This is a genomic window from Streptomyces sp. NPDC059256, from assembly GCF_042753785.1.
Lineage (GTDB): Bacteria > Actinomycetota > Actinomycetes > Streptomycetales > Streptomycetaceae > Streptomyces.
In genome coordinates this window covers 359085-372895 of record NZ_JBHYZO010000003.1, presented here as the reverse complement: position 1 = coordinate 372895, position 13811 = coordinate 359085, and the positions used below count along the sequence as shown (strand labels likewise).

At 68.9% G+C, this 13811-nt stretch carries 9 protein-coding genes; 8 read left to right on the top strand and 1 reads right to left on the bottom strand.

Features of this window, described 5'->3' with window-relative positions; genetic code table 11:
• The first annotated feature begins 453 nt into the window (after positions 1–453).
• Positions 454–1458: a hypothetical protein gene (locus tag ACFXJL_RS09620; RefSeq protein ID WP_358880825.1), complete on the top strand. Its 1005-nt coding sequence runs from the start codon at positions 454–456 to the stop codon at positions 1456–1458.
• Between the two features lie 11 nt (positions 1459–1469).
• Here ACFXJL_RS09620 and ACFXJL_RS09615 read toward each other — a convergent pair whose 3' ends face one another.
• On the bottom strand, positions 1470–2666 hold the full coding sequence (locus ACFXJL_RS09615; RefSeq protein WP_384690795.1) for a serine hydrolase domain-containing protein: 1197 nt from the start codon (positions 2664–2666) through the stop codon (positions 1470–1472).
• 317 nt (positions 2667–2983) lie between these two features.
• On the opposite strand from ACFXJL_RS09615, the gene ACFXJL_RS09610 reads away from it, so the two are divergent.
• The 7 genes from ACFXJL_RS09610 (at position 2984) to ACFXJL_RS09580 (ending at position 13683) form a co-directional block, all read left to right on the top strand.
• The gene (locus ACFXJL_RS09610) at positions 2984–6316 is read left to right on the top strand and encodes a S8 family serine peptidase (protein WP_384690792.1); all 3333 of its coding nucleotides are present in this window, start codon (positions 2984–2986) and stop codon (positions 6314–6316) included.
• 237 nt (positions 6317–6553) lie between these two features.
• Positions 6554–7582: an aspartate-semialdehyde dehydrogenase gene (locus tag ACFXJL_RS09605; protein ID WP_384632639.1), complete on the top strand. Its 1029-nt coding sequence runs from the start codon at positions 6554–6556 to the stop codon at positions 7580–7582.
• 294 nt (positions 7583–7876) lie between these two features.
• Entirely contained in the window at positions 7877–10459 is a 2583-nt protein-coding gene (gene pepN / locus ACFXJL_RS09600; RefSeq protein WP_384690789.1) for an aminopeptidase N, read from the top strand.
• A gap of 399 nt (positions 10460–10858) precedes the next feature.
• Positions 10859–12307 (top strand): ATP-binding protein, encoded by a 1449-nt coding sequence (locus tag ACFXJL_RS09595; RefSeq protein ID WP_358880830.1) that lies wholly within the window; start codon positions 10859–10861, stop codon positions 12305–12307.
• Complete coding sequence (locus ACFXJL_RS09590; RefSeq protein WP_358880831.1) at positions 12304–12720, top strand: roadblock/LC7 domain-containing protein; 417 nt, start codon at positions 12304–12306, stop codon at positions 12718–12720. The genes ACFXJL_RS09595 and ACFXJL_RS09590 overlap by 4 nt, the downstream gene beginning before the upstream one ends.
• Positions 12717–13073: a DUF742 domain-containing protein gene (locus tag ACFXJL_RS09585; protein WP_329018980.1), complete on the top strand. Its 357-nt coding sequence runs from the start codon at positions 12717–12719 to the stop codon at positions 13071–13073. The genes ACFXJL_RS09590 and ACFXJL_RS09585 overlap by 4 nt, the downstream gene beginning before the upstream one ends.
• Entirely contained in the window at positions 13054–13683 is a 630-nt protein-coding gene (locus ACFXJL_RS09580; RefSeq protein WP_329018982.1) for an ATP/GTP-binding protein, read from the top strand. The genes ACFXJL_RS09585 and ACFXJL_RS09580 overlap by 20 nt, the downstream gene beginning before the upstream one ends.
• Positions 13684–13811 lie beyond the last annotated feature (128 nt).

The following is a 13811-nucleotide window of genomic DNA, read 5'->3' as shown; positions in this document are numbered from 1 at the left end:
CGGGGGGCCGTCGGGCCCGCCCACGCCGGGGATGTGCTGTGGGGCGCCGCGTTGGCCCGGTTCACCGCGTACGGGGGGGCCCCCCCCCCCCCCCGGGCCCCCCCCCCCCGTGCGTTGCGGTGGGTTGAGGACGGCCGGAACCTCAAATACCGGGCGGCCAGGGCCTCACGCCCGTCCAGCCACGGCAAACGTCCTCATTGGAGTGCTCAATCAGTGCACTCGCGCATCCGTCCGAGGACCGAGCACAGAACCGAGCACAGGGCTAGCGCAGGGCTGAGCACACGCTGAAACAAGAGCCTGTCCGGGCCCTTGGCGAGGGGCCTCTCCCTCGCCTCTATCTCGCCTCTACCTCGGCAGTCGAACATCCGTACTTTAGGGCTACCTTGTCCAGAAATGTCGACGAATTGGTAACGGCGTGTTAGCTCACCCACTCCGGATGGGCATTCCCGCAGCATGAACGTCTTCCCCCTGCCCCAGCTGGCCGGCCTCAAGCCGCGCCTCCTGTCCACGCCTCAACTCAGGGACCACGGCGTCTCCCCCGCGCAGGCCGCCGCGCGCTGCCGCCCCGGCGGACCGTGGCAGGCGCTGCTGCCCGGGGTGTACCTGCTCCACTCGGGCACGCCGACCAGCGAGGAACGGCTGCACGGAGCCCTGCTGTACGCCGGGCGACCGGTGATCCCCGCCCAGGCCGAACACGACACCGCTCCGCCGTACGCCAACGCCCTGATCACCGGAATGGCGGCGCTCGCGCTCTACCAGTTCAGCAGCGCACCCCCCTTGACCGGTGTCGAGCACATCGACGTGCTCGTGCCGCGCACCCGTCGACTGCGCTCCACCGGGTGCGCCCGCATCGTGCGCACCCACTCGCTGCCCCCGGCCGAAGAGGTCACCGGGCTGCCGATCGCCCCGGTGGCACGCGCCCTGACAGATGCGGTCCGGGGCCTCGCCGACCCCATTGCCGTACGCCTCCTGCTGACCGAAGCCGTACAGGACGGGCACTGCGACCCGGCCTCGCTGGTGGCGGAGTTGAGCCGGGGACGGCTGCTGGCGCTGCCGCACGTGGCGGACGCGGTCGACTCCCTGCTCGCCGAGGGGCGCTCGATCGCCGAGGAGCGGCTGTACGACCTGGTGCGCGACTACCAGTTGCCCGACCCGCTGTGGAATGTGGACCTGCGGCTCCCGGGCGGGCCGCAGTTGGGCGGCGTGGACGTCTACTGGCCCGACCAGGCCGTCGCCGTGGAGCTCAACACCCGTGCCCCGCGCGAGGACGAGGACGCGACCTGGTCGGAGCACGCCCGCAAGCGGGAGCACCTGGAGCGGCTCGGGATCACCGTGGTCCATCTGACGCCCCGGAAGCTGCGGGACTTCCCGGAGCAGCAGGCGATGGTCGTGCAGACGGCCCTGACGGCGGCGGGAGACCGGCCCCCCGCCGCCTATGTGGTGGTCCTGCCCAGGTGATCCCTCCTCGATCAGCGGCAGAACTCGGCTTCCAGCACGGAGTCCCGGTCGCCCAACCAGTCGCTGTTGAAGTTCATCGCCAGCGAATGGGTGCCGTCCTCGGTCACGGCGGCCCGACTGTCGGAGCCGTGGATGCCTCCGCCGTGCCCCCAGACCTCCTTGCCGCAGCTGAGCTTCTGGCTCATCAGGCCGAGCCCGTAGCCGTACCCCGGCAGATCGGGAGAGAGCGGAACCGTCTCGGTCAGGGCCTTCTGCTGCTCGGGCGGCAGCAGGGAGCCCTTCAACAGCGCCCGGTAGAAGCGCTGGAGGTCCGCCGAGTTCGAGATCATCTCGCCCGCGGCATGGGCGACCGATGGGTTGAGTTCGGTGACGTCGTGGATCTTGGTGGCGGCCGGGTCCGCAGAGAGCTTGGAGTACGCGCGGCCCGAAGGGCGCGGCATCCCGGTGTCGGTTCCCGGCACGGAGGTGGCGTGCAGTCCCAGCGGGCGCAGGATGCGGCGTTCCACTTCCTTGGCGTAGGGCCGGCCGGTCACCTTCTCGATCACGAGCCCGGCGAGGACGTAGTTCGTGTTGGAGTAGTGCCAGTCGGCGCCGGGGGCGAAGTAGGGCGCGTGCCGCAGGGCGAGGTCGATGAGTTGGCGCGGCTGCCAGGTGTCGTACCGGTGTTGGAGGAAGTCGATGCCGAAGACCCTCTGCTGGAACTCCGGGTCATCGGTGTAGCTGTAGATGCCGCTGGTGTGGTTGAGCAGTTGCCGCAGGGTGATGCGGCGGCCGTCGTGCCCCTGGCCGCGGACGACTCCGGGGAGCCAGCGGTCCACCGAGTCGTCGAGGTCGAGTCGGCCCTGTGCCTCCAACTGGAGCAGGACGGTGGCGACGAAGGTCTTGGTGATGGAGCCGACCCGGTAGCGGTCGCCTCCCTGGCGCTCCCGGCCGGTGCGCAGGTCCGCGACGCCCGCGGTGCCGCTCCAGGCGCCCTTGCGGTCGCGCGCCTGGGCCACGATCCCCGGCACCCCTTCGCGGACCATGGCGTCGATGGCCCGCTGAGTGGCGTCGTGGTCACCCCGGGGAGCGCCGACCGTGGACGGGCTGACCACCTGGGTCGATGCGGTCGGGAGGGTGGGCGACGCGGTGGCCGGTGCCACCAGGGCCCCGGTGGCGGCGAACGCCACCAAGGCGACCAAGGTGTGTCGGACCGTCTGTGTGTGCATGGCAGCTCCTGTAGTCGACTGCGATCAGCCACAGGGACTCGGGCGGGTGTCCGGGGAGTTGAGTCGACCTGGAGAGTTGAGCCGCTTTCAGCCATTCCATACGCACACGACCCTACCGGCCGGTAACACCCTGTTTGTTCCCGGTGGCGCATCCTCCCCCGTGGCGGGTTGGCGCCATCGTCCCATTCAGGGGGCAGTTAACCCTCCCCAAACCACCATGGCGTACGAAAGGCTGAGCGGTCATCCGGCACCGAAATCCGGACTGACTAACCGTCAAGCTGTTTGCAACAGGGAAAACGTCTCTTTCACCAACAGGGATGCTGATGACCCCCGAATCCCAGAGCCCCATATCCGGGAGCTCCGTGCCTGGGCACAGACGCGCGGCCCGCGTCGCCGCTGCCGCCTCACTGGTGGCAGCGCTGGTAGCGGCAGGCACCGCACCGGTGTTCGCCACGACCACCCCCGCCACCGACCCGGGCAACACCTCCGGTGTCCAGGCCAAGGCGTCCGACAAGCTCGGCGCGGCCGACGAGGAACTGCTCGCCGAGGCCGAGGCCAAGGGCGACAAGACCGTCACCGTCATGGTCGCCACCACCCCCGGCGCCACCGAGCAGGTCAGCGGCCAGCTCGACGCGGTCCCGGGCGCCACGGTCGGCAAGACCTACGACAAGCTCGGCTATGTGCGCGCGACGCTCCCCACCGGCAAGGCGGAGGCTGCGCTCGCCTCGGCGGCGAAGCTCTCCAGCGTGGTCGGCATCGACCTCAAGCACGAGATCAAGCTGGACGACCCCACCCCGGGCGCCGACCGGGTCAAGGCCGCGGGCAAGGCTGCCAAGCAGACCGCCGCCCAGCCCGCCCCCGACAAGAACACCCCGGCGAAGAACCCGTACAACCCGTCCTTCGAGACGGGCGCGGTCGACTTCGTCAAGGAGAACCGGAAGTTCGACGGTCGCGGTGTGACCATCGGCATCATGGACTCCGGCGTCGACGTGAGCCACCCGGCGCTCCAGAAGACCACCACCGGCGAGCGCAAGATCGTCGACTGGGTCACGGCGACCGACCCGGTGCTGGACCGCGACAACACCTGGCGCCAGATGCAGCTCGGCGTCAAGGGCCCCACCTTCGCGGTCAACAGCCGTACGTACGCGGCCCCCACCGGCGACTACAAGTTCAGCATCTTCTCCGAGAACGCCACCATCGGTGGCGACATGAACGGTGACCTGAACCGCGACGGCGACACCACCGACCAGTGGGCGCTGCTGTACGACCCGACCACCAGGACCGTCCGCGTCGACCTCAACAACGACGCCGACTTCACCAACGACACCGAGATGAAGCCGTACCGCAACGGCTTCCAGGTCGGGTACTTCGGCAAGGACGACCCCGCCACCCCGGTCGCCGAGCGCATCCCGTTCGTCATCGAGGTCCGCGAGGACGTCGTCCACCCGACGACCGGAGTCGTCGCCGACTACGTCAACTTCGGCATCATCGAGGGCTCGCACGGCACCCACGTGGCCGGCATCACCGCCGCCAACGGCCTCTTCGGCGGCAAGATGAGCGGCGCGGCGCCCGGCGCCAAGCTGGTCTCCTCGCGCGCCTGCACCTGGACCGGTGGCTGCACCAACATCGCGCTGACCGAGGGCCTGGCCGATCTGGTCATCGAGCGCGGCGTGGACATCGTCAACATCTCGATCGGCGGACTGCCCGCGCTGAACGACGGCGCCAACGCCCGCGCCGAGATGTACAACCGGCTGATCGACCTCTACGGCGTCCAGCTGGTCATCTCGGCCGGCAACGACGGTCCCGGCGTCAACACCGTCGGTGACCCGGGCGTCGCCCACAAGGCGATCTCCGTCGCGGCCTCCATCACCAAGGAGACCTGGGCGTCCAACTACGGCTCGGTCGTCACCAAGAAGAGCGCGCTGATCCCGTTCTCCTCGCGCGGCCCGCGTGAGGACGGCGGCTTCACACCGACCATCACCGCCCCCGGCGCGGCCATCAACACCACGCAGACGTGGACGGCCGGCGGCCCGGTCGCCGAGGCCGGCTACGCACTGCCGCCCGGCTACTCGATGATGCAGGGCACCTCGATGTCCTCGCCGCAGGCCGCGGGCGCCGCCTCGCTGCTGCTGTCGGCGGCCAAGCAACGCGGCGTCGAGCTGACCCCGGCGAAGCTGCGCACCGCGCTCACCAGTACCGCGAAGAAGATCCCCGGTGTGAAGGCGCACGAGCAGGGCGCTGGCATGGTCAACGTCGTCGGCGCCTGGGAGTCGATCCAGAACGGAGCCACGGCGCACGAGTACGGCGTCAAGGCACCGGTCGACACCTCGATCGACTTCGCGCTGAAGACACCCGGCTTCGGCACCGGTCTGTATGACCGCGAGGGCGGTCTGAAGGCCGGCCAGTCGAAGACGTACGACATCACCGTCACCCGGACCACCGGTCCCCAAGGCGCGCTCTGGCACAACCTGGAGTGGAAGTACAACGACGGCAAGGTCTTCCGTCTGCTCGGCGGCGACCGGGTCCGGCTGCCGCTGAACCAGCCGGTCACCGTCACCGTCCAGGCCCGTCCCAAGGCCGGCGGCGTCCACAGCGCCATCCTGGAGCTGGACGACCCGCGCACCGAGGGCGTGGACAAGCAGATCCTGTCCACCGTGGTGGTCTCCACCCCGATCACCGGCCCCTCGCACAAGCTGTCGTACACCGACGAGGTGCAGCGCAACAGTCACAAGTCGTACTTCGTGACCGTGCCCGAGGGCGCCAAGTCGCTTGAGGTCGCCCTCGGTGGTCTGGCGACCGGCAGCCAGACCCGGTTCATCTCGATCCACCCGTACGGCGTGCAGATGGAGGACAGCTCCACGATCTTCTGCTACCCGAACTACAACAACCCGGCGAACACCTGCCGGCCCGACGTCCGCTCGTACGCGAACCCGCAGCCGGGCGTCTGGGAGATCGAGGTCGAGTCGCGGCGGACCTCGCCGCTGCTGGACAACCCGTACAAGCTGGACGTGACCCTGCTGGGCGCCACGTTCGACCCGGCCGTCAAGACGGTCCCCGAGGCGAAGGTCGGCACCCCGACCCCCGTCGAGTGGAAGGTCAACAACGACCTCGCCGCCCTCACGGGCAAGCTGATCGGCGGTCCGCTCGGCACCGAGGTCACCGCCCGGCCGACGATCCTCAACCACGAGCAGAAGACGACCCGCGTCACCATCGGCGAGGGCGTGGAGCGCTTCGAGGTGGCGATCGGCAAGGTCTCCAACACGGCAGCCGACCTCGACCTGATCGTCCGCCGCGGTGCCGCGGTCGTCGCCCAGTCCGCGGACGGCGACTCCGAGGAAGCGGTCACGCTGCTCAAGCCCGCCCCCGGCGTGTACGACATCGTGGTCGACGGCTACTCCGTTCCCGGCACCGCGGGTGTCGAGTACGACTACCGGGACGCCTACTACGCCCCCTCGCTGGGCGAGCTGAAGGTCGACGGCGGCCAGCAGATCACGCTGGGCACCGGCGGCACGGCGCAGGTCTCGGCCGAGGTCGTGGTCAACAGTGGGGCGCCCGAGGGACGCAAGTTCTTCGGACAGGCCCGGCTGGTGAACACCAACGGCGCAGCGGCCGGAGCGGGGAACGTGGTGATCGAGAAGGTCACTCCGTAACCGAGAGTTCCACGAGGTGATGTGAGGGGCGGGCGTCCGGGAGACCGGAGGCCCGCCCCTTCGCCGTGCCCCGCCCCCAGGCCATGGCGTCCCGGGCCCGGGCGGCATGGCCTACGTCACACATCCCAGCCATTGGACAATGGACTGGACAACCGGGCCGTGGACATACGCATCATGGACTTGGTCCCCGTGGCCACAGACACCTTGAACAGGCAAGCAGGCAAGAAGGAGACGTCCGTGAGGGTCGGTATCGTCGGAGCCACCGGTCAGGTCGGCACAGTCATGCGCAGGATCCTCGCCGAGCGGAAGTTCCCCGTCGACGAGCTGCGGCTGTTCGCCTCCGCCAGGTCGGCCGGCTCCACCATCGCGTGGGAGGGTCGGGATATCACCGTCGAGGACGCCTCCACCGCCGACTACTCCGGGCTGGACATCGCCCTGTTCTCCGCGGGCGGCGCCACCTCCCGCGCACTGGCCGAGAAGGTCGCGGGCCAGGGCGTGGTCGTGATCGACAACTCGTCCGCCTGGCGGCTGGACCCCGAGGTGCCGCTGGTCGTCTCCGAGGTGAACCCGCACGCGATCAAGGACCGCCCCAAGGGCATCATCGCCAACCCGAACTGCACCACCATGGCGGCCATGCCCGTACTGAAGCCGCTGGCCGCCGAAGCCGGCCTGAGCGCGCTGATCGCCACCACCTACCAGGCCGTGTCCGGCTCCGGCCTCGCCGGAGTGGCCGAGCTCGACGGCCAGGTGAAGCAGACCATCGACAAGGCGGCCGAGCTCACCCACGACGGCGAGGCCGTGGACTTCCCCGAGCCCGCCGTCTACCAGCGCCCCATCGCCTTCAACGTCGTCCCGCTCGCGGGCAACCTCGTCGACGACGGCTCCTTCGAGACCGACGAGGAGCAGAAGCTGCGCAACGAGTCCCGCAAGATCCTGGAACTGCCGGAGCTCAAGGTGTCCGGCACCTGTGTGCGCGTCCCCGTGTTCTCGGGCCACTCGCTCCAGGTCAACGCCCGCTTCGAGCGCCCGCTGAGCGTCGAGCGCGCCCGGGAGCTGCTCAAGGACGCGCCCGGTGTCGAGCTCTCCGATATCCCCACGCCCCTCCAGGCCGCCGGCAAGGACGCCTCGTACGTGGGCCGCATCCGGGTCGACGAGACGGTGGAGCACGGAATTTCCCTGTTCCTGTCGAACGACAACCTCCGCAAGGGCGCCGCGCTGAACGCGGTGCAGATCGCCGAACTGGTCGCCGAGGAACTTCGCGGCTAGTCGGTTCGTCCTCTGTGCAAGGCCCCGCCCGGAGTCCGGGCGGGGCCTTGTGCATGCCGCCCGGTGCCCTCGGGGGCGCGCGTCCGGGCGGTCGTGTGCCGGCTGCGGGGAATGGCGCCGCGCGGTCTGGGTAGCCACCTGGGCGGCACGGACGCCGACCACCGGTGGAGATCATTCGCCCAGGCCAGGCGCTCCTCGGCCAGCGGCGGGAAACTCCGGCTTCCAGAGCGCCGCCGCATGGAAGGATGACGGCAAACGTCACGAAAAACTTCAGAAATGCAAGGAGACACCAGCGTGCCTGGCACGAATCTGACCCGCGAAGAGGCGCAGCAGCGGGCGCGCCTGCTCACCACCCATGCGTACGAGATCGATCTCGATCTGAGCGGGGCGCAGGAGGGTGGCACCTATCGGTCAGTGACCACCGTGCGCTTTGACTCCGCCGAGGCGAACGCGGAGAGCTTCATCGACCTGGTGGCCCCCGCGGTGCACGAGGTGGTGTTGAACGGCAGGTCGCTCGATGTGGCGTCCGTCTTCCGTGACTCGCGGATCGAGCTGAAGCACCTCCACGAGGGGCCGAACGAGTTGCGCGTGGTGGCGGACTGCTCGTACACGAACACGGGCGAGGGTCTGCACCGCTTCGTCGACCCGGTCGACCAGCAGGCGTACCTGTACACCCAGTTCGAGGTGCCGGACGCCCGTCGGGTGTTCGCGAACTTCGAGCAGCCCGACCTGAAGGCGACCTTCCAGTTCACCGTGAAGGCCCCCGAGGGATGGACGGTGATCTCCAATTCGCCGACCCCCGACCCGACGGGCCCCGAGGGCGACGTCTGGGCCTTCGAGCCGACACCGCGGATCTCCACCTACATCACGGCGCTGATCGTGGGCCCGTACCACTCGGTGCACAGCTCGTACGACAAGGACGGACAGTCGGTCCCCCTCGGCATCTACTGCCGCCCCTCACTCGCCGAGTACCTGGACGCGGACGCGATCTTCGAGGTCACCCGGCAGGGCTTCGACTGGTTCCAGGAGAAGTTCGACTACGCCTACCCCTTCGCCAAGTACGACCAGCTCTTCGTGCCGGAGTTCAACGCGGGCGCCATGGAGAACGCGGGTGCGGTCACCATTCGCGACCAGTACGTCTTCCGTTCCAAGGTGACGGACGCGGCGTACGAGGTGCGGGCGGAGACCATCCTGCACGAGCTGGCGCACATGTGGTTCGGCGATCTGGTCACCATGGAGTGGTGGAACGACCTCTGGCTCAACGAGTCGTTCGCCACCTACACCTCCATCGCCTGCCAGGCCGCGGCGCCCGGCTCGCGCTGGCCGCACTCGTGGACCACCTTTGCCAATTCCATGAAGACCTGGGCCTACCGGCAGGACCAGTTGCCGTCCACGCACCCGATCATGGCGGAGATCCGTGACCTCGACGATGTCCTCGTCAACTTCGACGGCATCACCTACGCCAAGGGCGCTTCCGTACTGAAGCAGCTGGTGGCGTACGTCGGCGAGGACGAGTTCTTCCGCGGGGTGCAGGCGTACTTCAAGGCGCACGCCTTCGGCAACACCCGACTGAGCGATCTGCTCGGTGCGCTGGAGAAGACCTCGGGCCGCGATTTGACCACTTGGTCGCAGAAGTGGCTCCAGACCGCGGGCATCAACATCCTGCGGCCGGAGATCGCGGTGGACGGCGCGGGGCACGTGACGTCCTTCGCGGTGCGCCAGGAGGCCCCGGCGCTGCCTGCGGGCGCCAAGGGCGAGCCGACGCTGCGCCCGCACCGGATCGCAATCGGCTGCTATGACCTGGACGCGGCCGGCAAGCTGGTGCGGACCGAACGCATCGAGCTGGACGTCGACGGTGAGCTGACACCGGTCCCGTTCCCCGAGAACACCCCGCGGCCCGCCGTGGTGCTGCTCAACGACGACGACCTGTCGTACGCGAAGGTCCGGCTCGACGAGCAGTCCCTGAAGGTGGTCACCGAGCACCTGGGCGACTTCACCGCCTCGCTGCCGCGTGCCCTGTGCTGGGCGTCGGCGTGGGACATGACCCGTGACGGCGAACTGGCGACCCGGGACTACCTGTCCCTGGTCCTGTCGGGCATCGGCAAGGAGTCGGACATCGGTGTGGTGCAGTCGCTGCACCGGCAGACGAAGCTGGCGATCGACCTCTACGCGGCTCCCGAGTGGCGCGAGACGGGGCTGACGCAGTGGACGGACGCCACCTTGGCGCACCTGCGTTCCGCCGCTGCCGGCAGTGACCACCAGTTGGCGTGGGCGCGGGCCTTCGCGGCGACCGCCCGGACCCCGCAGCAGCTGGATCTGTTGCGGGCGCTGCTGGACGGCACCGAGACCATCGAGGGCCTGGCGATCGACACCGAGCTCCGGTGGACCCTGGTCGAGCGGCTGGCCGCCACCGGCGTGCTCGACGAGGACGACATCGCCGCCGAGTACGAGCGGGACAAGACGGCGGCGGGCGAGCGTCATGCGGCCACCGCTCGGGCGGCACGGCCGACCGAGGCGGCCAAGGCGGAGGCTTGGGCCTCCGTGGTCGAGGGCGACAGCCTGCCCAACTCGATGCAGGAGTCCGTGATCCACGGCTTTGTGCAGACCGATCAGCGTGAGCTGCTCGCCCCCTACACCGAGAAGTTCTTCGCGGCGGTCAAGGGGGTGTGGGAGTCGCGCAGCCATGAGATGGCCCAGCAGATCGCGGTGGGGCTCTATCCCTCGCTCCAGGTCTCCCCGGCCACGCTGGACGCCACTGACGCCTGGCTGGAGTCGGCGCAGCCGAACGCGGCACTGCGACGGTTGATGTCCGAGTCACGAGCCGGTGTGGAGCGGGCGTTGAAGGCACAGTCGGCGGACGGGGCAGCGGCTTCCTGACGCTTCACCCTCTGTTGAAGGGCCGTGGCCCGAGGATCTTCCTCGGGCCACGGCCCTTCGGTGTGTCCGAGGGCGTCTCAGTTGGCCCGACGCCGACCGGTTTCGCTCGCCGGGGTTTCCATCGCACGTGCTTCCGGTAGCTGTCCGTGCAGGTGGCGAGCCATGGGAGCGGTTTCTTCTGCCCTCAGGGGGTGGCTTTCCCCCTGACTCTGCCCATAAGTTGGCCTAAAATCGCCCATCCAAGGCTCGGAGCCCACGACACGGGCGTCTTCGCCAAATTCGAGCGCATACATCCCGCCAAATATGCTGACCCGCCGTCACCACCCGTAACCGCACGGGGATATGCTCCCCGACTGATGTCATTTTGATCATTTCCGTTCCGATGGTTTGAGGGTGCTGATGGTTCGACAGGAAACGTCGACCGGAAATCCGCGGCCCGCAGCTTCCCTTGTGTGGCTCGTGCCCGTCGTCATCACCGCCGCCGCCGCGGCAACCGCAGCAGCCCTGGTCTCGTCCTCGGCTCGCACCGCTGTGATCTGGGTCGATGTGATCGCCGTGGTCGCCATCGCCGTCTCCTGCGCGGAAACCGTGCGCCGCGGCCGACGGGTGACCCTGCTGAGCGTGCGACTGTCCCAGCGCGAGGCGGCCCTGGCCAGGGAACAGGCCGAGACCACGCGTCTGGTGGTCGAGCTGCTGCCCCTGGTCGTGCAGCGGCTGCGCAAGGGCGAGTTCCCGGAGGACATCCTCGATTCCCTCCACACGTCGGCCGAGCATCAGGCCGTGCTGAGTTCGGTCCTCGACGCCGTCGTCAAGGAGGAGGACCTTCGCGAGTCGGCCCAACGCGCCTTCGTAAACATCGCCCGTCGAGTCCAAGCCATCGTCCACCAGCAGGCCCAGCAGCTGCGGGAGATGGAGGACCGGCACGGCAAGAACCCCGAGGTCTTCGGCGATCTGTTGCAGATCGACCACGGCACCGCCCTGATCGGTCGGCTCGCCGACTCCATCGCGGTGCTCGGCGGTGCGCGCCCCGGTCGCCAGTGGAGCAGGGCCGTCCCCCTCTACAGTGTGATGCGTGGCGCGATGTCCCGGATCACCGACTACCAGCGGGTCGAACTGCACTCGGTCGCCGAGGTAGCCGTCGTCGGAACCGCAGTCGAACCGCTGATCCACGCGCTCGCCGAGCTGCTCGACAACGCCACTCGCTACTCACCGCCCCAGACCAAGGTCCACCTCACCGCCCTCGATGTGAACTCCGGCATCGCCGTGGAGATCGAGGACGGCGGAGTCAGCATGAGCGAGGAGGCCCGTCAGCGGGCCGAACGGATGCTGCGGCAGGCGCAGGAGGGCATCGATGTCAACGACCTCGGAGAGACGCCCCGCCTCGGGCTCGCCGTGGTCGGCCGGCTCTCCCAGGCGTACGGCTTCCAGGTCTCCCTGCGCTCCTCCGCGTACGGCGGGGTGCGCGCGGTGCTGGTCGTGCCCAAGGACCTGATCACCACCATCTCCTCGGCCACCGGACTGGCACACGGCATCGGAGCCACCTCGGGGCCCCGCCCCGCCAGCGCGCCCCTTCCCGCGGAACGGCCCGTACGCGTCATCCGACAGGCCACCGGGCCCACGATGGCGGACTTCACCACGACCGAGGAAGAACTCCCGGTCATCACCGAACGGACAGCGACCGGGCTGCCCCAGCGGAGGCGCAAGAGCCCGACGAGCTCAGCGCCGGCCGCCTCGGCGCAGGAGTCGGAGTCCATACCCGCGGTACAGCCCGGCATGTGGCTCGCGGCGTTCCAGAACGGCCTGGCCGGTGAGGCCAATCAGACGAACAAGGGGAGTACGCAGCCATGATTCAGCAGCAGTCCAACCAGACCAACATGGACTGGATGCTCAAGGACTTGGCGGAAGGCGTACCGCAGACCCGGCATGTGGTCGTGCTGTCCGCGGACGGTCTCCGGATGGCCCAGTACGGCGCCGACAACGACACCGCCGACCGACTGGCCGCCGCCTGTGCGGGACTCCAGAGCCTGGCGGGTGCGGTGGCTGCCGAACTCCCTGGCAGCGACGGCCGGATGCACCTGGTCGTCATCGAGATGACAGGCGGCTTCTTCTACCTCATGGCAGCGGGTGCGGGGGCGTTCCTCGCCGTCCTCGCCGATGAGGGCGTCGACGCCGGACTGATGGGCCAGCAGATGCGCGACCTCGTACTGCGCATCGGAGAGCACTTGAGCACACCGCCGCGTCAGGACAGGCAGTCCGCGTGAGCAAAGCGGGGGACTGGGAAGACAGCAGTCCCGAGCGGCTGTATGTCATCACCGGCGGGCGCAGTGGTGCATCCGTGCCGGCAAGACTCGACCTGGTCACGCTGATCGTGGCCAAGTCGGGCCCCCGGCACGGGATGCAGCCGGAGCAGGCCGCCATCATCCGACTGTGCCAAGCACCCCTCTCGGTCGCCGAGATCTCCGCCTATCTGGGTCTCCCGGTGAGCGTGGTCACCGTCCTGCTCAGCGATCTCCTGATCGACAAACGGGTGATGGCACGCGCGCCGGTCCAACCGGCCCTACTTCCCGACCGCGCTTTGATTGAGGCAGTGATCGATGGACTTCAGAAGCTCTGAGCAGACCCTGGGGCCGCGCAGCGAGGACGTGCTGCCCGAGACGGCGACCGCAGCGGTCAAAGTGGTCATCGTGGGCGGATTCGGAGTGGGCAAGACCACTCTGGTCGGCTCCGTGTCCGAGATCAGACCGCTGACCACGGAAGAGACCATGACCCAGGCGGGGGTCGGCGTCGACGACACCCAGGGCGTGGAACGCAAGACGTCGACGACGGTCGCCATGGACTTCGGCCGGATCAGCATCAACGAGGAGTTGGTGCTGTACCTGTTCGGCACGCCCGGGCAGCAGCGGTTCTGGTTCCTGTGGCGCGGCCTGTTCGAAGGGGCGTTGGGCGCGGTCGTCCTGGTCGACACCCGTCGGCTGGAGGTCAGCTTCGATGTCATCGGACGGCTGGAGGAGCGCCGGGTGCCGTTCGTCGTGGCCGTCAACTCTTTCCCGGACGCGCCGCACTACCCGCTCGACGAGATCCGTGGCGCGTTGGACCTGCCCGACTCGGTGCCGCTCGTGGAGTGCGACGCCCGGTTGCGGGGGTCCAGCCGGGATGTGCTGATGACGTTGATGAGGTACTTGCAGACCCTGGCGGTGTCATCGGCGGCCATCGAGGCGTCCTGACGCAGCGGGGCCGGGTGCTGCTCAGGACGGGGTGGCCGCTCGGGGAAACGGCTCAAGGAATCATCCACGGGTGACGCGGCCAGGCCGTGTCCGACGACCGGTACCCGATCGGCACCGTTGCCCCAAGG

What these genes read in the sequence shown, in the direction of transcription:
- ACFXJL_RS09620 (WP_358880825.1), top strand. Translation starts at nt 454, where the DNA reads ATGAACGTCTTCCCCCTGCCCCAGCTGGCCGGCCTCAAGCCGCGCCTC.
- ACFXJL_RS09615 (WP_384690795.1), bottom strand. Translation starts at nt 2,666, where the DNA reads ATGCACACACAGACGGTCCGACACACCTTGGTCGCCTTGGTGGCGTTC.
- ACFXJL_RS09610 (WP_384690792.1), top strand. Translation starts at nt 2,984, where the DNA reads ATGCTGATGACCCCCGAATCCCAGAGCCCCATATCCGGGAGCTCCGTG.
- ACFXJL_RS09595 (WP_358880830.1), top strand. Translation starts at nt 10,859, where the DNA reads ATGGTTCGACAGGAAACGTCGACCGGAAATCCGCGGCCCGCAGCTTCC.
- ACFXJL_RS09590 (WP_358880831.1), top strand. Translation starts at nt 12,304, where the DNA reads ATGATTCAGCAGCAGTCCAACCAGACCAACATGGACTGGATGCTCAAG.
- ACFXJL_RS09580 (WP_329018982.1), top strand. Translation starts at nt 13,054, where the DNA reads ATGGACTTCAGAAGCTCTGAGCAGACCCTGGGGCCGCGCAGCGAGGAC.